This is a genomic window from Microbacterium flavum, from assembly GCF_018717645.1.
GTDB lineage: Bacteria > Actinomycetota > Actinomycetes > Actinomycetales > Microbacteriaceae > Microbacterium > Microbacterium flavum.
On sequence record NZ_JAFLHG010000004.1, the window covers coordinates 170,715 to 192,549 of the forward strand.

The window sequence follows — 21,835 nt, forward strand, 5'->3', positions numbered from 1 at the left end:
CCCAGGCCGAGCCCCGCCGCCGCTGCCGCCAACCCCAAGGTCAACCGTCGTCGAGCTTTCATACTGCCCACTCTCTTCAAGGGCGCGCCGCGCGCATCGAAGAATGCGCAGGGGGACCGCATGTTCGGCTCCGACATGGCCAGGCGGATCGACACTCACGCTCGCACGAGTTCGGCGGCCGCCGGGGGACCATGGGGAGGAAGACAAGCCCATGCTATTGCACAGCTCTTGCACGCCTGATCGCCCCCACCGCGCTTCCGATCTCCGTCTGTGTCCGTTCACCTCGAGAAGCGACTTCCTGCCGGTAAGTTAAGGGGATGCGGCGCCCGGCAACAGCACCTGTGGGCCGCCGCCCCACCCGCACGTTCGTCTCCCTCACCGGCCCGGCGGGCAACATCGGCGATGCGCTCATCCGCCGCGAGACGCTGCGGTGGGCGCGGGGCACCTCCGACGAACTCATCGCCTACACCGGCGACGCACCGGATGTCTGGCTGCGTCAGCTCGGCATCCCCACCGGCACCCGCGTGCTGCGCGGAAAGCGCAGCGTCACGAAGTGGCTGTGGCTGATCGCGAGCTCCCCCCGCCGCCCGGTGCTCGTGTTCGAGGCCGGTGAGGTTCCGCTCGGGCCGGGGAACGGTCTGCGTGAGCTCGTCTTCCTCGCCGAGACGATCATCGTGCGCCTCAAGGGCGGGGTCGTCGTACGCCCGCCGCGAGGCATCCGCGGCACGTCCCGTCCTGCCCTGTGGCTCCACGCCCGCGCCGCACGCGCCTCCCAGATCGCGCTGTGGCGGGATGCCACCAGCGCCGGCCTCGCCGGCGGGTCCCGTGTCGCGCCCGACATCGGGTTCGCCGCCGGAATCCGCCCCGCTCCGGCGGCCGGAGAACGCAGCGACATGCTCGTCAGCCTGCGCGGCAACCGGCCGATGCCGGACGGGGCGTGGATCGATGCGGTGCGGAGCGTCGCGGAGCAGCACGGCCTGCGCGTCCGCGCGATCGTTCAGGTACGCGAGGACGAGGACCGCGCACGCGAGCTCGCGCATGCTCTCGGAGGCGAGACCGAACTCTGGGGCGACCGAGACCCGCTCGCCCACGAGGCAGTGCTGCGCGACGGGTACGACAGCGCCCGACTCGTCCTCTCCGACCGCATGCACGTCCTCGTCCTGGCCGCCCTCAGCGGCGCCGTTCCGGTCGAAGCGGTGCCGAACCCCACCGGGAAGATCGCCGAGGCCTTCCACACGATCGGCTACGACGACCTCAGCGTCGACGTCGCGAACGCCGGCAGCGACACGATCGCCGCCTTCCTCAGCACGCAGCTGAGTCGCACCGGGGAGCTCGCCGCCCGCGTGTCGAACGCTGCGGACGAGCTCGACGACCTCGAAGCAGTCGCGCGCGGCACGATCGAAGCGGCCCGCGCGTGAGCTCGTTCCTCTTCCTCTCGCACAGTCACGCCTCGGGACCGTTCCGCGTCGGCAGCCACCATCTCGCGCGCGAGCTCGCCCGCACGGGCGCGGAGGTCGTGCACCTCAGCACGCCACTCTCCCTCGCACACCGCGTCACCGGTCGCGTCAGCCGGGCGGACGCCGCCGCGACGCCCCGTGGGACGCATACCGACGACGCCGGCGTCACCCACCTCGTGCCGCGCACGCTGACACCCCGCCCCTTCGGATCGTTCCGCGTCGAACGGGAACTCGCGCGGCACTCCCTCCCGGCCGCATTCGACACCGTCCTCATCGACCAGCCGCTCCTGTGGGATGCCTCGGTGCGCCCGCTCGCACGGACACTCGTCTATCGGCCCACCGACCTCTACCCCTCGGGCGTGAAGGCGGATCTGCAGCGTCGGATCGTGACTGCCGCCGACGCCGTGGTGGCGACCTCGGCCGAAGTGCTGCGCGGACTCGGCGATGTGGACGTGCCGACCCTCGTGCTCGAGAACGGCGTCGACCTCGGGCATGTCGCGGCATCCGACTCCGCCGCGCGACCGGCGGTCTGCGTGTACGTGGGGGCACTCGATGGGCGCTTCGACTGGCTGCAGGTGATCCGGTGGGCCCAGGCCCGACCGGATGTCCGGTTCGAGATCGCGGGGCCGACGCCCGGCCCGCGGGCCGTGCCGGCGAATGTCACGCTGCTCGGCCCCGTCGCCTACGACGCGGTGCCCGCTCTCCTCCACGGCGCTCGGGTCGGCCTCCTCCCCCTGAGCGACGATCCCCTCAACGCCGGGCGCAGCCCCATGAAGCTCCACGAATACCTCGGCGCCGGACTCAGCGTGGTGGCGCGTGGCACACCCGTGATCGGAGCTCGCGAGAGCCAGGGGCTCTACACCTACGACGGGCCGGATGACGCGGAGGCAGCGCTCTCGCGTGCGCTCGCGCACCCGTCCCCGAACCTCGCGGGCGCAGCCGGCGCCGCCGCATCCTCCTGGCCGGAGAAGACGCGGACTCTGCGGGCCTTCCTCGCCTCCCTGCCGACCCGGTGAGGCGTCCGGTCTTCCCGGCGCGCCGATCAGATCGCGATGCCGCGCAGGGCCTGTGTCACCGTCGCCGCGACGCGGTCCCAGTCGTGCGCACCGACGGGCGGGCTGACGCGTCGGCGCTGCCCCGCGGCTGCGCGCAGCGCGTGCGACCACTCCTCGGCGTCCGTCGCCGATTCGAGCGCCCATCCGCGCCCGCCGACGACCTCGGACACCGCCGCGCACCCGCGCCAGTGGACCACCGGGACTCCGCAGGCGATCGACTCGAGAGCCGGGAGCCCGAACCCCTCGATCGTCGAGGGCATGACCGTCGCGGCCGCCCCCCGATAGAGGTCCGCCAGCGCCTCGTCGTCGAGACCCGACAGGAGAGCGACCCGCTCCGATACACCCAGCTCTCGCGCACGCGCAGCAGCGGCCGCCACCTCCCGCACCGGCAGAACCGCCCTCAGCCGCACCCCGGCCGCGCCGCGCAGCGCCCGCAGCACCACGTCCAGATTCTTATGCCGCCGCAGGTTGCCGACGAACACGACGTACGGGTCGGACCCCGGATCCCCGGCGCCGTGATCCCCGTGACCGGAACCACCGCTGACCGTGAACGCGGGGGAACAGCCGTTTCCGGCGTCGACGATCCGCACATCGTCATCGTCCACCCACTCGGCGATCGCCGCCGCGGAGGTCTGGGACACCGTGAGGATCAGGCCCGCCCGTCTCACGACGTGACGCACCGGACCCGCATAGTAGGCGAGGAACTTCGCGCGCCCCGGCCACGGCAGCTGCAGCTGGATCAGGTCGTGGATCGTCAGCACCTGGCGGCCCGCCCGCGCGAGTGCCCCGTACCCGGGCGAGTACACGACCCCCTCCCGGGCGGAATCGGGCACTCGTCGCAGCGCGTCCCACGGAGTGTGCGGGCTGCCGCTCAGGCCGAGAGGATGCCACGGCATCCCGAGCCGCGGGAGCACCTCGCGCGCGTACCGTCCGATCCCGTGCGCCCCGCGATACCGGTCGTCGACGGACAGCGCCCTCACGCGAGCGCCCCGCGAGACGCGGTGTGAGTGGCCACCCAGTCGCCCATCGCCGCGACGAACGTCGCCGTATCGAAGCGCCCCGCCCGGACGACGCACGCGGCGCGGTCGACGCCCGCGGCGCGCGACACGGCATCCGCCAGCTCCGCCGCGCTCCAGTCGTGAACCAGCGCGCCGGTGACGCCGTCGATGACCGTCTCCGCCGTACCGCCTGCCGCGCTGGCGACGACAGGCGTGCCGGCGGCCATCGCCTCGACGGGCATGATGCCGAAGTCCTCGATCGCCGGAAAGACGAGCGCCACCGCAGATCGGTACAGCGCCGCGAGCATCGCCTGCGTGGGCGCCGTGACGAACCGGACGGGCACCCGGGCCGCCGCCGCCCGCGCTCGAAGGCGGCCCTCCTCAGGACCGTGACCGGCCAGCACGACGGGAAGACCGGCCGCAGCGCCCGCGTCGATCACCCGGTCGAGGCGCTTGTAGGGGACGAAGCGCGACACCCCGAGCAGGTACTCCGCGGGGAGGTCCGCCATCCGCGCGGCCTCCTCGCCACTCAGGTCCGGCGCAGACGCGAAGGCCTCGACGTCGACGGGCGGGTGGATCACGGTGGCCTCCCGCTCCCACGCATCCCCGATCCGCTGAGCGACGAACGCGCTGTTCGCCGCGATCGCGAGGGGCTCCCGTGCGCGCCGTCGGTCCACGGGGCGCAGGGCCGACGACACCGCCCGCGCCGCGAGGCCGCCCCCCCGACCATCGAGCTCCGGCGCCCAGACGTACCGCGCCGGCGTGTGCGCATAGACGAGCTTCGGAGCGTCGCGCGCCGGCCCCGCGAACCGCGCGTGATGCGCGAAGAGGTGGCTGCTGGCGAGCACCCACTCGGCGTCGCGGCGGGGCAGGTGGCGCCACGCCGCAGGCATGAGCGGGAGCGCGAGCGCCTTGCGGCCGCGCAGCGGCGTTCGCGCGAGGACCGTCTCCTCGACGCCGTCGAAGCGGCCGTCGCTGTCGTTCCAGAGGCAGAACCGCTCGGCATCCGGATACATCGCCGACAGCACCTCGAAGACGTTCTCCGAGCCCCCGTGACGCGAGAGCCACTCGTGGATCAGGATGCCGGCCACGGGTCACCCCCGGCCGTGACCAGAGCATCGCCCCGCCGTGCGAGCGCGGCGGCGATCACCCGCTCGTCCCGGGCGTGCACGAGGGCGCGCAGCAGCCACGCCGCGAGCGCCCCCGCGTAGCCGCCCAGCGTGTTCGCGAGCACGTCGAAGAGGCTCGGCGTGCGTTCGAGCAGGAGCGCGGACTGCGCCCACTCGATCGATCCGGACAGCGCCGGGACGATGAGCAGGGTCAGCCACATCGCCCGACGCGGCAGGGCGAGGGCGACGAGGAAGCCGAGGGGGAGGAACATGGCGACGTTCGCCGTGAACTCGAACTTGCGGTAGCCGAACCATGTCGGGACCCCGTGACGATGCAGCGCGGCGAGCAGCTCATCGATCGCGGATTCGTATCCACGGTCGAGCGGCGTCGGCGAGAGGGTCATCAGGAGGATGACGACGATGCACACCAGCGTCCCCGCGGCCGCGATCCCGACCCGCAGGCGAGAGGGCGAGGGGGATGCGGGGGGCATGCGGACCATCCTACGGATCGCCGTCGGCCGGGCCGGGGGCGGGCCTGGCGACCCGCCCCCGCGCTCCGACTACCGGGCGTCCTCCTCGCGGCGGCGGCGCGACCACCACAGGGCGAGGAGGCCGAGGGCGAGGAGCCCGAGGCCCCACGGCAGGTACGGGCCGAGGACCCCACCGGTCGCGGGCAGGTCGACGACGATGACGATGCCCGTCGCCGTGGCCTCCACGGTCTTCCCGAAGGCATTCGACGACGCCGATGCGACGTTCACGATCGTCCCGCGGGCACTCGACTGCACGTCGACCGTGAGGTCGACCGTCGCCGTCTGCCCGACCGCGAGTCCGTCGACCACGCACCCGAGCGTGCCGTCCGAGATCGAGCACGTTCCGTCGGCTCCCGAGAGCGTCGCCGAGTTCGCGACGATCCCCGCTGGCAGCGGATCGGTCACCGTGATCGGCCCCGGGTCTTCCGTCGGGCCGTTGTTCACGACCGTGATCCGGTAGTGCCCCTGCGCGCCGGTCACCAGGTCGCCCACGAGCGTCTTCGTGATGGCGAGGTCCGCCAGCGGGGGCACGGTCACGGTCGCCGTGGACGTGTTGTCCTCGAGCGTGCCCGGGTCCTCCGGCGTGGTCGCCGTGACGGTCGCGGTGTTGGCGACCTCGGGGTACGCGGCGGGGAGCACGCGGACCTCGACGGTGATGACCGGCGCCTGTGCTCCGGCGGCGAGCTCGGGCAGGACGCACGCGACGGTGCCGGTGGCGGCATCCGCCCCGCAGGACCAGCCGTCCCCCGTGGCGCCGACGAACGCGAGACCGGCGGGCAGCGCGTCCTCGACGCGAATGCCCCGAGAGGTCGCCGGACCGGCGTTGCCGACCGCGAGCTCGTACGCGAAGGTCTCGCCGACGATCGGCTCGCCCACGGGGGTCTTCACGATCGAGAGGTCCGCGACCTCGGCGATCGTGCCCGTGGCTGTCCCGGTGTTGTTGCCGGGATCGGGGTCGGGAGTGGATGCCGAGACGACGGCCGTGTTGACGATGTCGCCCTGGAGCGCGGCATCCGCCGACACGTCGATCGTGAAGGTGAGCGACCCGGACGGCGCCAGGGTGCCGTCGAACGTGCAGTCCACCGCGCTGCCGCCGGCTGCGGCACATGTCCATCCGGTTCCCGCGGCGCTCGCGAAGGAGAGGCCGGCGGGAAGGGTGTCGACCACCGCGATGTCACGTGCCGTCGAGGGGCCGAGGTTCGTCACGGTGAACGTGTACTGACCCGATCCGCCCGCCTGGATCTCCTGCGAGATCGCCTTGCTGAGCGTGAGGTCGGCCGAGGTGCTCACGACCGACGTCGCCTGCGCGGCGTTGTTGGATGCGTCCGGATCCGGCGTCTTCCCCGGTGCGACCGTGACATCGTTGCGGACCTCGCCCTGCACGTCCGAGGCGATGAGCCCCACGACCGTGATGACGGGAGCGGCGCCGACGGGGAGGTCCCCCGCACGGGCACAGTCGACCATCGCGCGGCCGTCGCCCCCCGCCGCGCCCGGGGCGCAGCTCCAGCCGTCCCCGGAGGCGGAGACGAACGAGACGCCGGCGGGGAGGATGTCGGCGACGAGGATCGGCTCGTCCGCATCGGCGTACGACGTCGACGGACCGGCGTTCGCGACCTGGACCGTCCAGGAGATCTCCCTACCCGCGACGATGTCGCCGGGGGCGGTCGTGACCGTCTTGGCCACCGACAGGTCGGCGACCTGTGCGAGCGTCACCGTGTCGGTGGCGACATTGTTGCGCAGATCGGGGTCGGCTGTCGCCCCGGGCGCGACGTCCGCCGTGTTCGCGAGCTCGCCCGTCAGCGCCGCGTCGAGCGAGACCTGGACGGGGAGGGTGACGGATGCCTGGGCGGCGATCGTCTGCGGGATCGTGCAGACGACGAGCTGCGGATCATCGGCATCCACCGCGCACAGCTCGGACGAGCCGGCGGCGAGGAAGCCGGTGCCGTCCGTGAGCCGGTCCGTCACCACGATCGGACGGTCGGCATCCGCGACCGAGTCGCTCGGGCCGTCGTTGGTGACGGTGAGCGTCCAGGTGAACGGCGCCCCCGCGACGGCGGTCGCCCCCGCATCGTGCGTCTTGCGCAGCACGAGGTCCGCGGTGGTGACCGTCGTGCCGCCGACCGTCGAGGTGTTGTTCTCGAGATCCGGGTCCGGAGTCTGCGCGCGCACGGTCGCGGTGTTGATGAGGTCGCCGCTCAGGTCGGCGGGTGCCGACACCTCGATCTCGAGATCGACGATCCCGGAGGGGAGGATCGCGCCGTCGTAGGCGCACTCGACCTCCTGGGTCCCGGGCGTCGAGGCGCACGTCCAAGGCGCGTCCACGCCCTCGGGCACGACGACCCGCGCGAACGCCAGCGGCGTCGGCAGCGTGTCGGTGATCGTCACGCCGCGCGCGGTCGACGGGCCGAGGTTGGTCACCTGCAGGAGGTAGCGTCCCGTCGAGCCGGCGACGATCTCGCCGCTGATGCTCTTCACGAGCTTGAGGTCGGCGGACTCGGTGACCGGGGTCTTCACCACGGCGCGGTCGGGCCCGACGTTCTCCTCGGGCTGAGGAGTCAGTCCCGGCGTGACGACGGCGACGTTCTCGATCTCGCCCTGTCGGCTGGGGTCGATGACACCGGAGACGGTGAAGGTCTGCGGCGAGGCCGTGGGCAGGTCCGAGGGCAGGGTGCACGTGACCGCGCGCTCGTCCTCGGCGATCGCGCACGCCCAACCCGCGGGACCGGTCACGCTCGTGGCGCGGACCCCGTCGGGAAGCGTGTCGACGACGGTGATCGGCGTCTCGGCGTCGGCGTCGGAGTTCGACGGACCCAGGTTGGTCGCGACGAGGCTCCAGGTCACCGTTTGGCCGGCGATCACGGCGCTCGGTTCGGTGACGAGCGCCTTCTCGATCTGCAGGTCCGCGACCTCGACGAGCGTCACCTCGTCTCGCCCGGTGTTGTTGTCCGGGTTCGGATCGGTGGTGATCTCCGGGGTCGCCGTCGCGGCGTTCGCGATCGTGCCCTCGAGCGCCTCATCGAGCGCGACGCGGATGTCGAACGACACCGACGTCTGCGCGGCGAGGGTCTGCGTGATCGTGCAGACGACCAGCTGCGGGTCGGCCGCATCCGCCGCGCACGCGGGGTCCGAGCCGTCGGCGAGGAACGTCGTCCCGGCCGCCAGCTGATCCGTGACGACGATCGGCTGCTCCGACGAGGCGCGCGAGTCGCTCTCGCCGAGGTTGTTCACCGTCACGGTCCACGTCAGGTCGCGACCGGCGATCGCCTGCGCGTCGGGGTCGTGCGACTTGGTGACCTCGAGGTCGGCCTGCGTCGCGGTGGTGCCGCTCACGGTGTCCTCGTTGTTGCCGGGGTTCGGGTCGTCGGTGATGGCATCCACGCGCGCGACGTTCGTGATGTCGCCGGTCAGATCGCTCGGCGCCGTCACCTCGATCTCGAGGCGGATCGTGTTGCCCGGCTCGAGGATCCCGTCGTACGCGCAGATCACGATCTGCGCGTCGCCGTCGTCCGGCGCACAGGTCCAGAGGGCGTCCTCACCGTCCGGGATGACCACCTTCGAGAACCCGATCGGCGCCGGAAGGGTGTCGGTGACGGTCACGCCGCGCGCCGACGACGGGCCGTCGTTCGTCACATCCATCGTGTAGCGGCCCGTGCCGCCCGCGACGATCGTCGCGCTGATCTCCTTGTCGATGCGGAGGTCGGCCGACTCGGAGATGATCGAGGTGGCGGTGTCCCGGTCGGGGCGGGTGTTCGCGCCCTGACCGGTGAGTCCGGGGGCCACCGTCGCGACATTGTCGATCCGGCCCTGTCGGCCGGGGTCGACCGCGCCGACGATACCGATCGACTGGACATCATCCCTCGCCAGGTTCTCGGGCAGCGTGCAGGTGACCGTCCCCTTGTCGTCGGAGATCGTGCAGGTCCATCCCTCGGGCGCATCGACACGCGTGGCGAGGACGCCCGGGGGGAGTGTGTCGACGACCGTGATCGGGTTCTCGACGTCGGCGTCGGAATTGGACGGACCGTGGTTCGTCACGTCGAGTCGCCATACGACCTCCGAGCCGGCGAGGACCGGTCCGTCGGCCGGGCTGGTGACCGACTTCACGATCCCGAGGTCGGCGACCTCGATCACCGGTGGGGTGACGTTGGTGGCCGTGTTCGGGAACGAGGGGTTCTCGGGGTCTTCGGCGGGCTCCTCGGTGAGCGAGGGGACCACGGTCGCCGTGTTCGTGAGAGCTCCCGACGCGGCCTGGTCGACCGCCACGCGCAGCCTCACCGTGACCGTGTCGCCCGGCGCCATCGTGTCCGCGATCGCGCACGTAACGTCACGGTCTTCCGCGCGGCACTCCGCTCCGGCGCCGGTCGCGCTGACGAAGGAGACCTCGGCCGGCAGCTGATCGGTGATGAGGATCGGATCCTCCGGCGTGGCGACCGAGTCGCTCGGCCCGTGGTTGGTCACGACGATCTCCCACACGAACTCCTCGCCCGCCGTCGGGGCGCCGAGGTTGGTCTTCGTGATGCCGAGGTCGGCGACAGTCTGAATCTCGACATCCACCTGATCCTGGGGATCCTCGGGCGCGGACGGCGAGGTGACCGTCGCGACATTCGTCACGACCTGCGCGGCGAGCGTCGGGGAGACGGCGGCGACGATCACGAGGTCCGGCGCCGAGGCGTCCGCAGCGAGGCTCACGGGTTCGCCCGCGGCATCCTGCAGCTCGCACAGCACCTGACGTCCGTCGGCGCTCTCACACGACCACACGGCCGGGCCGCCGGTCGTCGAGGAGGACAGGTAGGTCAGCCCCTCGGGGAGCGTGTCCGTGACGACGACGGATGCCGCGGCATCCGACGGTCCGGAGTCGCCGACCTTGATCGTGAAGGTCGCCGTCTCACCGGCGCGCACGACGGGCGTCGACGTCGTCTTGTCGATCGTGAGCGCACTGACGGCGACCACGTCGACGGCGCCCGAATCGGTCGCCGTCGCGGGTTCGCCGGTGTCGACGTCGCGCGTCGTGGAGGTGGCGGTCGCCGTGTTCACGATGCGCGAGCCGTCCGGCACCGAAGCGCGCACGGTGGTCACGACGTCGACATCGACCGAGCCTCCGGCGGCGATGACGCCGAGGTCGCACCGCACCGCCTGAGTGCCGGAGCACGATGTCTGGTCGGGGCCGAACGACGCCGACACGAGGACGAGATCCGCCGGAAGCGCATCGGCGAGCGAGACGCTCTGGGCGTCGGACGGGCCCGCATTGGCGACCGTGATCGTCCACGAGACCTGGTCGCCCGCGTTCACCGAGTCGACATCCGGGGTCTTGCTGACGCTGAGCTTCGCGAGGGTCTCGACCGGGAGGATGGCCTTCGCGTCGTTGTTCTCGGTGTTCGGGTCGTCGGTCGTCGAGCTCACGAGCGCGTCGTTGACGAGCGTCGCCGAGGTGACCGACGGCGCGACGGCCACCGTGATCTCGAACGTCCACGGGTCGGCGGCTGCGTCCAGACCGCCCGCGAGCACGCACGTCACCGTGCGCCCGTCGGCCGCCACGCTGCACTCGTCGGGAAGCGTCACGACGCTCATCCCGATCGGGAGCACGTCGGTGACCGTCACCGCGTCCGCATCGGACGGGCCGAGGTTGTCGACGGAGAAGCTGTAGACGGCGTTGCGACCGGCGATGACCGCGTCGCCTTCCGCCCCGCCCTCCGGGCGCACGTCCTTGGTCAGCGCGAGGTCGGCCTCCGCCTCCGGCACGCCCGGCGTTGCCTGCGAGGTGTCCTGATCGGATCTCCACGTCGACGACACCGTCGCGGTGTTCGTGAGCTCGTCGGCCTCTCCGACGAACGCCGGGTCGAGCGTGGCGCGGTACGTGATCGTCGGGGCACTCGTGTCGGCCGGCAGCACACCGTCGTAGGCGAAGCGGACGGTGCCCGCCCCGGCCGTGGCCGTCCACCCGTCACCGCTGACGAGCGTGTCGAACCGGAGGGCTCCCGGCAGCACGTCATCGATGTAGACGCCGCGCGCGTCTGAAGGCCCGCCGTTGCGGACGTCGAGCGTGTAGGTGATCTGCTCACCCGGGATGACGAGCTCGGGCGGCACCGGGGCGGTGATCCGCTTCGTGATCGTCAGGCGTTCCTCGACGGCCACATCGGTCTCGGTGGTCGAGGAATTGTTGCCGGGGTCCGGATCGGTCGTCACCGGGGTGACCGATGCCGTGTTGCTGATCACGGCGGCTCCCGCCTCGACGTCGCTGTCGACGACGCCCGCCACGGTCACGACGATCGTGTCGCCGACAGCCAGGTCGCGGGTGATCGTGCAGGTCAGCGTGCCACCGGAGATCGCGCAGCCCTCGGGTGCGGTCCCCGAGATCGCGAGCCCGGAGACGCCGGCGGGCAGCGTGTCGGTGAGGACGATCGGGGCGTCGTCGGAGCCGCGCGAGAGCGACGGGCCGTTGTTGGTCAGCGTGACCTGCCACTCGATCTGGCGGCCCGCGGTGACGGCGCCGTCGGCCGGGGTGAGGACCGTCTTCTCGACACCGAGGTCCGCCTCTGTGGTGACCTCGCCCGTCGCGGTGGCCGTGTTGTTTTCGGTGACGGTGTCGGCGGTCCGCGCGCCCACCGTGGCCGTGTTCGGAACCGCGGTTCCGGATGCCACGTCGGCGGCGACAGCGACCATCACCGTGATCACGGGAAGGGTGACGCCGCTCGGCACCGCCGCGGCGGCATCCGAACGGGCGCAGGTGAACGTGCCGTCGTCGGCGGGGACGCCGCACGCCCAGCCCGCTCCGGTCGCACTGACGAACGTCGCGCCCTCGGGAAGGTCGAGGTCCTCGCGGACGACCACGCCGACGGACGGGTCCGGCCCGATGTTGCGGACGGTGACCTCGAAGGATCCGGTCTGCCCGGCGACGAACTCGCCCGCCGACTTCGTGATCTCGAGGTCCGCCTCATCGATACGGGCGGTCGCCGTGGAGTTCGCACCGATGTACGAGCCTTCCGCGTAGCGGTCTCCACCCGTCGCATCGGTCACTCCGGTCGCGACGGCGGTGTTGGTGTGCGCGACGCTGGAGCCGACGGCGACGGACGCACCGGGGACGGCGATGTAGGTCAGGACGAGCTGGCCCGCGGGCGCGATCGATCCGAGGGCATCCCAGGCCAGCTTCTGGCCGGAGACCTCCGGATCGTCGATCGCGACGCCGCCGAGCTTCGAGGAGCCGCTCTGGTAGGTCCATCCCGCCGGGAGCGTGTCCTCGGCGCCGACGGTGAACGCGGTCGCCGTGGGCGGCTGCGGCGCGGGCCGGGTCGGGTTCGACAGCACGATCCGATAGGCGATCTCGTCGCCGATGTACACCGGGTTGGTCGGCGAGAGCTGGGTCTTGGCCGTCTCCACCTTCGGGAAGGCGGGCTGGACGGTGGCCGTCGCCGCCGTCCCCGGACCGTAGGTCTTGCCCGCGCCGTCCGTCTCGAGCGACTGCCACGATTGCGGCGTCACGGTGTTCTGGAGCGCCGGACCGGAGAGGGTCGAGGCGAGGTCGAGCTTCGCGTTGTAGCGGAAGGTCGTCTCCGCCGCACCCCGCTCGAGCGTCGCGATCGTCCAGGTGATCGTGCGCGCGGTGGCATTCCACACGCCGCCCGCGACGCTCGCGCCATCCGCCACCGGTGTGCCGTCGGTCGCGCTCACGACCGGCACGACGCCGGCCGGGACCTTGTCGACCACGCTGACGTTGTAGGCCGTGACGTCGTTCGTCCCGGCCGCGGCGCGCGCACCGACGGTGTAGGCGAAGATGTCGCCCTGCGCCTTGGGCACAGCGGCGTCGCTCACCTGCTTGGTCACGACCACAGCGGGGCGGCGCACGACGATGGGCGAGAGTCCCGACTGCACCGCCTCGTTCCAGTTCCCCAGCACGGAGGACTGCTCGGCGCGGTCGATGCGATCCCAGCGCACGACAGCGCGGTTCGTGTAGCTGACGTTGTTGTCCTGCTGGTTGGTCGCGGTGTTCGGGATGACGACCGAGAAGGTGAGAGTCACCGTGCGCGTGGATGTCGACGCGGCGATGTCGCCGAAGAACACGCCGAACGTCCGCCCGCTGGGCGACAGCGACCGCGAGTTGTCGCAGAGCGCTGCCGGCTGACAGCCCGTGATCGTGACACGCGACCCGGCATCGGCAGGGAAGACGCTCGGCAGGGTGTCGGTGATCGCCATGTTGTAGAGCGTGGTGTCGGGCTGCAGCGTCGTCGTCACGGTCCAGGTGACGGTCTCCCCCGGCACGTAGATGTTGTTCGGGCTGAGCCGGTCGGCGACCTTCGTGATCGTGGGCGAGACCACCGTGACGGTGTTGCTCGGCTCGTTGGAGGTGACCACGCGTTCGCCGTCGACGGCGCCCTCGAGCGTGCTGCCGGTGAGCTTCGCGCGGTTGACGTACGCCACGCCGGAGACGGCGGATGTGGGGAGCGTCACGGGATAGACGACGGACTGCGGTGTGCCCGCGATCACCGGCGCGCTGAGGGTCCAGGTGAGCTTCTGGGTGCCGAGCGCGCAGCCGTTGAGCCCGTCACCGAACTCGGGGCCCGTCACATCGGCGGGAAGGGTCCCGATGGTCACGCCGCGGTCCACGCAGTCGATGACCACGGCGTCGTGGATCGGGGGACGGCCGGCGGCGTTGCTCGCGTTCAGCCGGTAGTAGACCGTCTGGCCACCCGACACGGGCTGGGTCGTCGAGGTCCAGGGACCCGTCGCCGACGTGGCCACGTTCTTGTCGAGCGACGGCGCGGGGACGACGACCTCAACCTGTGCGGAGGAGGTGGCGCGGGTGATCGCGCTGGAGTCGGCCGCCGTCGGCGTGCTCGTCAGCGTCGCCGTGTTCGTGATCGCCGAACCGTGCGCGTTCGCATCGACATCGGCGACGCGCGTCACCATCTCGACGGTGACGGTCTGCGCCTCGGTCGTCTGGTTCGTCCAGACCGCGGGGAAGATCAGGCTGCCGAACTGACTGTCCGCCGGGTCGGCGCAGAGGCGGAACGCCGTGGCATCCCGCTCGCCGCAGCCGTCGATGAGCACAGCGCCGTCCGGCAGCGTTGCGCTGACGGCGGAGGCGTCGACCGCGAGACGAGCCGGCACCGGGAGGCCGTCGGAGAGGGTGCCGTTGAACACGCTCGTGCCCGCCGGGATCTTCGCGCTATAGGACCACACGACCGTCTCGCCGATCGTCGCCTGCGTCAGAGCGGAGTTGTTCGACTCGTCGACGCTCGTCGACACGACCCGCTTCGCCACGGCGGCGTTCGCCAGGGCGATCGTGGAACGGTCGGATGCCTCAGCCGCGTTCTTCGTCTGATCCGGGAAGGCGCCGACCGGGTTGGTGGGGTAGAACGTGCTTCCGGTCGCGCCGGGGGTGATGCCGTCCGTCGTCACCGCCGTGAAGCGCGTGACCGCAGCGGTGTTGGTGTGCGACGAGTCGATCGACAGCGGGGAGGGCACCGTGAGGCCGTACGTGATGGTGATCGGCGTGCCGGGCACGAGCCCATCGCCCAGTTCGTCGGCTCCGAGGTTCCAGATGAGAACCCGCGCGCCGTCGCGCTCATCACAGCCGCTGAGCGCCGGAACGGCGTTGTCGACCGTGGCGCAGTCGAAGCCGGCAGGCAGAACGTCTTCGACTCTCACCGTCGCCAGCGGGTAGTCGTTCAACGTGGCTGCGGCTCCGCTGTGGGCTACCGTGAGGGTGAACGGGACGACGTCTCCCTCGCGCACGATCCGGGGTTCTGCGCCGCCGTTGGACTTGTCGAGCGTCATCGCCGGCGGCGGCGCAAGGCGGAAGTCGACGTCGTCGCGCAGGGCCACGACGGAGCCGTCACCGGATTGGTACCGCAGCTTCGCCAGGTTGCCGGACACGCGCGGCGTCGACTTCGGCACGGATGTCACGCGGACGAGCACGTCCAGGACGAGCTTCGAATCGGCGGCGACGTAGAAGGGTCCGGTGCCCCCGACCTGGGCGCCGAGGCGCCAGCGGGTGGATGTTCCGATCTGCGAGATGGTGCCTGCGTCGGCCGACAGCGTGCTGCCGGGACCGGCCGCCCAGTCCACGAGCGCCGTGCCGCTGGGCACGAAGTCGGTCACGATGACGTCGCGGGTGGCCACGCCGGTCGGGAAGTCGGACTCGATGCGGAAGCAGATGAGGTCGCCGAGCTGGTAGGCGGGGGATGCGTCGACAGCAGTGCTCGAATAGTCGGTGCGGTTCGCGCACGTGTTGCCGTCGCCGCTCACGCCGGTGATCTTCGCGCGCGCGGTGTTGGCGGAGACCGCCTTGGAGAGGGAGACCAGACCGGTGTCGAGCGTCGCGGAGGATCCGTTCTCGGCGACGACCTCGCCCGTGTCGACCGTGGTGCCCTCGGCGGGAACGGTCGTGCCGGTCACGTCGGCGACGTTCGTGAAGGTGTCCCCGGTCCCCGTGGGCTGACCGCCCTGGTAGGCGGAGCGCATGACCACCGGGTACTCGATCCAGGCATCCTGGTCCGGCGCACGGTCAGCCACCGTGAACGTGACCGTCGAGCGACCCGTCGCGGTGTCGAAGGAGACCGCCGTCAGCGTGATCCCGTCCGACTGGACGGTGCCGCCGGTGACGCAGTCCGCGGGCCAGCCCTCCGGCGTGGGAACGCCCGTCGGGATCACGGGGCAGAGGCCGTCCGGCACGACGTCGGTGATGGTGGTGCCGACGGTGTCGACGTAGTCGCTGGTGCGGACATCCAGGCGGTAGATGCCCTGCTCGCCGGCCGAGAAGACCTCCGCCGGACCCGTCTTCACGATGCCGAGGTCGAGGACGGTGACCGTCGCCTCCGCCTCGACCGAGACGTCGGTGCTCCCGCCCTCGCTGACGTCGCCCTGATAGGAGGCGCTGGCGGATGCCGTGTTCTTCACCGCCGTGCCCTTGCCTGCGGGGCGGGTCGACGCGCCGGTCGCAGTCCCGTCCGCGGCGATCTGCCGCTCGCCGACGTGGGCGTCGTAGGTGAGCGTGAGGCTTCCCGCAGGGTCGAGGTCGCCGACCACCCAGGTCAGCTTCGTGAAGACGGCACCGTCGATGACCACCGTCTCCGCGGTGCACGCGGCGGGCGTGACGGTGCACGGCGCGGAGGTGAACCGGTCGAAGATGAACGTCGCCGGGATGAGGTCGGTGACGACGACGTCGTCGGAGCCGGCGGCATCCGCCGTCCGTACGGTGACGGCGAAGGTCGCGGGGTTGCCGGGGCCGCGGTAGACCTCGCCCTCGGGGTTCGCGGTCTCGGCCTTCTCGATCTCCAGCGCGACGACGGTGAGCGTCGAATCCGCCGAAGCCCCTTCGGTGGCATCCGTCACTTCCGGCGCGCCGCCGGCATCGGGGACCGTGACGGTCGGGACAGTCCGCTCGTCGCTGTTGGCGTAGACACCGATGCCGACGTCGAATGTCTCGCCAACCAGGTAGAGCTCCGGGTCGGCGGTCACGGCGAAGGAGAAGGTGGTCTGCGCCCCCACGGGAAGGTCGGCGATGTTCTCCCACACAAGAGCCTGGGCCGTGACAGTCGGGGTGGCAGGGTCGGGGATCCAGGTGAGCACCGTGGGCTCGCCGATCGCGTTCGGAGCGCCGGGCAAGGCGGACCCCGATACGTAGGTGACGCCCACCGGCAGCACGATGACTCCCGACGCGTTGTAGAGGTCGACCCCGTCGGGGTTCTGGGCCGTCACGCTCACGCGTCCGTCGCCGCCCGCGAGCACGGTCGCACCCGTCGAGGTGACCGTGAGCCCGCTCTGGACCTCGCCCGAAACGGGTACCGTCGCTGACGCCGGAGAGGCGACCCCGATACCGACGGACAGCAGCAGCGCCACCACCACCGTCATCACGACGATCCGAAAACGCGCGCTCACGCCGACCACACCACTCACCACGTCACTCCATCACGCTGTTCGGAGGGAGTGCCGTCGGGCGGGCACCGTCGACCCCGCGACAGCCTTTCCAGCACGCTACAGGCGTCAGGTCTCGACGAGATAACGGTGATCGAACGACGAAGGGGCCGGGCCCAGCGCGAAGCTGAGGCCCGACCCCTGTCGGTGAAGTCCGAGGACTTACTTGATGATCTTGGTGACGGTACCGGCACCGACCGTACGACCACCCTCACGGATGGCGAAGCCGAGGCCGTCTTCCATCGCGATGGGCTGGATCAGGTCGACCTTCATCTCCGTGGTGTCGCCGGGCATGACCATCTCGGTGCCCTCGGGCAGCGTGATGACACCGGTGACGTCCGTGGTGCGGAAGTAGAACTGCGGACGGTAGTTCGTGAAGAACGGGTTGTGACGGCCACCCTCCTCCTTGGAGAGGATGTAGGCCGTGCCCTCGAACTCGGTGTGCGGGGTGACCGAACCGGGCTTGACGACGACCTGGCCGCGCTCGACGTCGTCACGCTTGGTGCCGCGAAGAAGCAGACCACAGTTCTCGCCGGCCCAGGCCTCGTCGAGCTGCTTGTGGAACATCTCGATACCCGTGACCGTGGTCTTCTGCGTCGGGCGGATGCCGACGATCTCGACCTCGGAGTTGATCGCGAGGGTACCGCGCTCGGCGCGGCCCGTGACGACCGTGCCACGACCGGTGATCGTGAAGACGTCCTCGATCGGCATGAGGAACGGCTTGTCCTTGTCGCGCACCGGGTCCGGGATGGACTCGTCGACGGCGGCCATGAGCTCGACGATCGACTCGACCCACTTCTCGTCGCCCTCGAGAGCCTTCAGGCCCGAGACGCGGACGACGGGGGCGTTGTCGCCGTCGAAGTCCTGCGACGAGAGCAGCTCGCGGACCTCGAGCTCGACGAGCTCCAGGATCTCCTCGTCGTCGACCATGTCGCTCTTGTTGAGCGCGACGAGCAGGTAGGGCACGCCGACCTGCTTGGCGAGCAGCACGTGCTCACGCGTCTGCGCCATCGGGCCGTCGGTGGCCGCGACCACGAGGATCGCGCCGTCCATCTGAGCGGCACCGGTGATCATGTTCTTGATGTAGTCGGCGTGACCGGGCGCGTCGACGTGCGCGTAGTGGCGCTTCGGGGTCTCGTACTCGACGTGCGAGATGTTGATCGTGATACCACGCTGACGCTCTTCGGGCGCCGAGTCGATCGACGCGAAGTCACGCTGGACGTTGGTGGCCGACGGGAACTTGTCGGCGAGCACCTTCGAGATGGCGGCGGTGAGCGTCGTCTTGCCGTGGTCGACGTGACCGATCGTTCCGATGTTGACGTGCGGCTTGGTCCGCTCGAACTTGGCCTTGGCCACTGGGTCCTCCTCAGGACATTCGTGTAGAGGTTCCGGTCGCTGGATTGCGACCGGCGCTCTACGGGGATGTGTCTAGTTTACGGGTATGAAGTTGTGTGTCACCGGGATGCCGCGTCCTTCGACGAGCTCAGGAGCTGGTGCGGCATCCCGATCGGGCGATTACTCGCCCTTGTTCTTCTGGACGATCTCGTCGGCGACGGCCCTGGGGACCTCGGCGTACGAGTCGAACTCCATCGAGTAGACCGCACGACCCGAGGTCTTCGAGCGCAGGTCGCCGATGTAGCCGAACATCTCCGACAGCGGGACGAGGGCGCGGACGATCTTGATGCCCGAGCCGTCCTCCATCGACTGGATCTGCCCACGACGGGAGTTCAGGTCGCCGATGACGTCGCCCATGTACTCCTCGGGGGTGCGCACCTCGACCGCCATGAGCGGCTCGAGGATGACGGGGTTCGCCTTGCGGAGGGCCTCCTTGAAGCCCATCGAACCCGCGATCTTGAACGCCATCTCGGACGAGTCGACATCGTGGCTGGCACCGTCGAGCAGGCTGGCCTTGACGCCGACGATCGGGTAGCCGGCGAGCACGCCGACGTTCATCGCGTCCTGGAAGCCCTGGTTGGTGGGCTCGATGTACTCGCGCGGGATGCGACCACCGGTGACCTTGTTCTCGAACTCGTACGTCTTGTCGGACGCGAGGTCGAGGGGCTCGATCGCGAACTGGATCTTCGCGAACTGACCCGATCCGCCGGTCTGCTTCTTGTGCGTGTAGTCGTGGCGCTCGACGGCCTTCTTGATCGTCTCGCGGTACGCGACCTGCGGCTTGCCGACGTTCGCCTCGACGTTGAACTCGCGCTTCATGCGGTCCACGAGGATGTCGAGGTGCAGCTCGCCCATGCCCTTGATGACCGTCTGACCGGTGTCGGTGTTCAGCTCGGTGCGGAAGGTGGGGTCCTCCTCAGCGAGCTTCTGGATGGCGACACCCAGCTTCTCCTGGTCGGCCTTGGTCTTCGGCTCGATCGCGACCTCGATGACGGGCTCGGGGAACGTCATCGACTCGAGGACGACCGGAGCTGCCGGGTCGGTCAGGGTGTCACCGGTGGTGGTGTCCTTCAGACCGATGACCGCGTAGATGTTGCCCGCGGCGACCGAGGGGACCGGGATCTCCTTGTTGGCGTGCATCTGGAAGATCTTCCCGATGCGCTCCTTCTTGCCCTTGGTCGAGTTGATGACCTGCGCGCCGGAGTCGAGGCGACCCGAGTAGACGCGGATGTAGGTGAGGCGACCGAAGAACGGGTGCACCGCGACCTTGAACGCGAGCGCTGCGAACGGGTCGTTCGCGTCGGGGTGACGCTCGACGATCGTGTCGTAGTCCTTCGGGTCGTGCGCCTCGATGGCGCCGACGTCCAGGGGGTTCGGCAGGTAGTCGATGACCGCGTCGAGCATGGGCTGGACGCCGCGGTTCTTGAACGCGGAACCGCACAGCACGGGGTAGATCTCCGACGCAACGGTCAGCTTGCGGATCGCACCCTTGATCTCGGCGACCGTGAGCTCCTCGCCGCCGAAGAACTTCTCGAGCAGCACGTCGTCGGTCTCGGCGACGGTCTCGAGCAGCGCCTGGCGGTACTCGGCGGCCTTGTCGGCGAGGTCGGCCGGGATCTCCTGGATCTCGTACTTGGCGCCCATGGTGACATCACCCTTGGCGTCACCGGGCCACACCAGGGCACGCATCTCGACCAGGTCGACGACGCCGACGAAGCTGTTCTCCGCACCGATGGGCAGCTGGATGACCAGCGGCTTCGCGCCGAGGCGGTTCACGATGGTGTCGACGGTGAAGTAGAAGTCGGCGCCCAGCTTGTCCATCTTGTTGACGAAGCAGATGCGGGGGACGTTGTACTTGTCGGCCTGACGCCACACGGTCTCGGACTGGGGCTCGACGCCCTCCTTGCCGTCGAAGACGGCGACCGCGCCGTCGAGGACGCGCAGCGACCGCTCGACCTCGACCGTGAAGTCGACGTGGCCGGGGGTGTCGATGATGTTGATCTGGTTCTTGTTCCAGTAGCAGGTCACGGCGGCAGACGTGATCGTGATGCCGCGCTCCTTCTCCTGCTCCATCCAGTCGGTGGTCGAGGCGCCGTCGTGCGTCTCACCGATCTTGTGGTTGACGCCCGTGTAGAACAGGATGCGCTCGGTCGTCGTCGTCTTGCCGGCATCGATGTGCGCCATGATGCCGATGTTGCGGACCTTGTTGAGGTCGGTGAGCACTTCTTGTGCCACGGGGTGTCCTTACGTGTAGTGACGAATGTGGGCGGGCGGCCCTCCGACAGGCTCAGGGACCGGCAAGGCTCTCGCCCCGGTCCCCGAGCCTGTCAGGGGGTTACCAGCGGTAGTGCGCGAAGGCGCGGTTCGACTCGGCCATCTTGTGGGTGTCCTCGCGGCGCTTGACCGCGGCACCCAGGCCGTTCGAGGCGTCGAGGATCTCGTTCTGCAGACGCTCGGTCATCGTCTTCTCACGACGACCCTTCGCGTAGGAGACGAGCCAGCGCAGCGCGAGCGTGTTCGCGCGGTGCGGCTTGACCTCGACGGGCACCTGGTAGGTCGAGCCACCGACGCGGCGGCTCTTGACCTCGAGGGTCGGACGGACGTTGTCGAGCGCCTTCTTGAGCGTCGCGACGGCATCCTGGCCGTTCTTGGCCTCCACGCCCTTGAGGGCGTTGTAGACGATGGCCTCGGCGATCGACTTCTTGCCGTCGACGAGGATCTTGTTCACCAGCTGGGTGACGATCGGAGCACCGTAGACCGGATCGTTGACGACGACGCGGCGGGGTGCGGGTCCCTTGCGAGGCATCTGACTCAGCCCTTCTTGGCGCCGTAGCGACTACGGGCCTGCTTGCGGTTCTTGACGGCCTGGGTGTCCAGGGCGCCGCGAACGATCTTGTAGCGGACACCGGGGAGGTCCTTGACACGGCCTCCACGGACGAGCACGAGCGAGTGCTCCTGCAGGTTGTGGCCCTCACCGGGGATGTAGGCGGTGACCTCGGTGCCGTTGCGGAGCTTCACGCGGGCGACCTTGCGCATCGCCGAGTTCGGCTTCTTGGGCGTGGTGGTGTACACGCGGGTGCAGACACCCGCCTGCTGCGGGTTCGACTTCAGGGCGGGCGCCTTGGTCTTGGTGACCTTGGGCGAGCGACCCTTGCGAACCAACTGCTGAATGGTTGGCACGTTCTCTCCTTGTCATGCTGCGGCGTCCTCTCGGATTCCGCAGGTGCTGCACGGTGACAGCGATGGTGGTTTCACCACAGATCCGCCGGCGCAGCACGAGGTGCTGTGCTTTTCTGGTGGATATGCCGTGGGGGCGGCCTGTTCGCAGGTCGATCCCTGTGCGACGCGCTGGTCGCCTCGGTGGATGCCGGGGACGGATCCACG

General features: G+C 70.2%; 10 protein-coding genes. 2 read left to right on the plus strand and 8 right to left on the minus strand.

All coding sequences use genetic code 11. The annotated features are described in order from the left end of the window. Positions 1-317 precede the first annotated feature (317 nt). Both J0P97_RS05925 and J0P97_RS15870 read left to right on the plus strand, forming a co-directional pair. Positions 318-1,418: a hypothetical protein gene (locus J0P97_RS05925; RefSeq protein WP_215486848.1), complete on the plus strand. Its 1,101-nt coding sequence runs from the start codon at positions 318-320 to the stop codon at positions 1,416-1,418. Then, positions 1,415-2,473, plus strand: coding sequence for a glycosyltransferase (locus tag J0P97_RS15870; RefSeq protein WP_215486849.1), 1,059 nt, complete (start codon positions 1,415-1,417; stop codon positions 2,471-2,473). Before J0P97_RS05925 ends, J0P97_RS15870 begins: the two co-directional genes overlap by 4 nt. Before the next feature lie 26 nt (positions 2,474-2,499). Here J0P97_RS15870 and J0P97_RS05935 read toward each other — a convergent pair whose 3' ends face one another. The 8 genes from J0P97_RS05935 to rpsL form a co-directional block, all read right to left on the minus strand. Beyond that, on the minus strand, positions 2,500-3,492 hold the full coding sequence (locus J0P97_RS05935) for a glycosyltransferase (protein WP_215486850.1): 993 nt from the start codon (positions 3,490-3,492) through the stop codon (positions 2,500-2,502). Next, positions 3,489-4,601: a glycosyltransferase gene (locus J0P97_RS05940; protein WP_215486851.1), complete on the minus strand. Its 1,113-nt coding sequence runs from the start codon at positions 4,599-4,601 to the stop codon at positions 3,489-3,491. The genes J0P97_RS05935 and J0P97_RS05940 overlap by 4 nt, the downstream gene beginning before the upstream one ends. Further along, positions 4,586-5,110 (minus strand): VanZ family protein, encoded by a 525-nt coding sequence (locus J0P97_RS05945; RefSeq protein WP_215486852.1) that lies wholly within the window; start codon positions 5,108-5,110, stop codon positions 4,586-4,588. The genes J0P97_RS05940 and J0P97_RS05945 overlap by 16 nt, the downstream gene beginning before the upstream one ends. Positions 5,111-5,179: 69 nt before the next feature. Next, the gene (locus J0P97_RS05950; protein WP_215486853.1) at positions 5,180-17,020 is read right to left on the minus strand and encodes an isopeptide-forming domain-containing fimbrial protein; all 11,841 of its coding nucleotides are present in this window, start codon (positions 17,018-17,020) and stop codon (positions 5,180-5,182) included. A 198-nt stretch (positions 17,021-17,218) separates the two neighbouring features. Continuing rightward, positions 17,219-18,412, minus strand: coding sequence for an elongation factor Tu (gene tuf / locus J0P97_RS05955; RefSeq protein ID WP_215486854.1), 1,194 nt, complete (start codon positions 18,410-18,412; stop codon positions 17,219-17,221). Between the two features lie 159 nt (positions 18,413-18,571). Beyond that, positions 18,572-20,686 carry an elongation factor G gene (gene fusA / locus J0P97_RS05960; protein ID WP_282837001.1) on the minus strand — a complete coding sequence of 705 codons (2,115 nt, stop codon included), beginning with the start codon at positions 20,684-20,686 and terminating at the stop codon, positions 18,572-18,574. A 100-nt stretch (positions 20,687-20,786) separates the two neighbouring features. After that, the gene (gene rpsG, locus J0P97_RS05965) at positions 20,787-21,257 is read right to left on the minus strand and encodes a 30S ribosomal protein S7 (RefSeq protein WP_018187368.1); all 471 of its coding nucleotides are present in this window, start codon (positions 21,255-21,257) and stop codon (positions 20,787-20,789) included. A 5-nt stretch (positions 21,258-21,262) separates the two neighbouring features. Continuing rightward, a complete protein-coding gene (rpsL, locus tag J0P97_RS05970; protein ID WP_017201609.1) occupies positions 21,263-21,631 on the minus strand; it encodes a 30S ribosomal protein S12 in 369 nt (122 codons plus the stop codon). Positions 21,632-21,835 lie beyond the last annotated feature (204 nt).

Excerpts from the sequence above, each read along its gene's own strand:
- rpsG (WP_018187368.1), bottom strand. The coding sequence starts at position 21,257 with ATGCCTCGCAAGGGACCCGCACCCCGCCGCGTCGTCGTCAACGATCCG.
- J0P97_RS05925 (WP_215486848.1), top strand. The coding sequence starts at position 318 with ATGCGGCGCCCGGCAACAGCACCTGTGGGCCGCCGCCCCACCCGCACG.
- J0P97_RS05945 (WP_215486852.1), bottom strand. The coding sequence starts at position 5,110 with ATGCCCCCCGCATCCCCCTCGCCCTCTCGCCTGCGGGTCGGGATCGCG.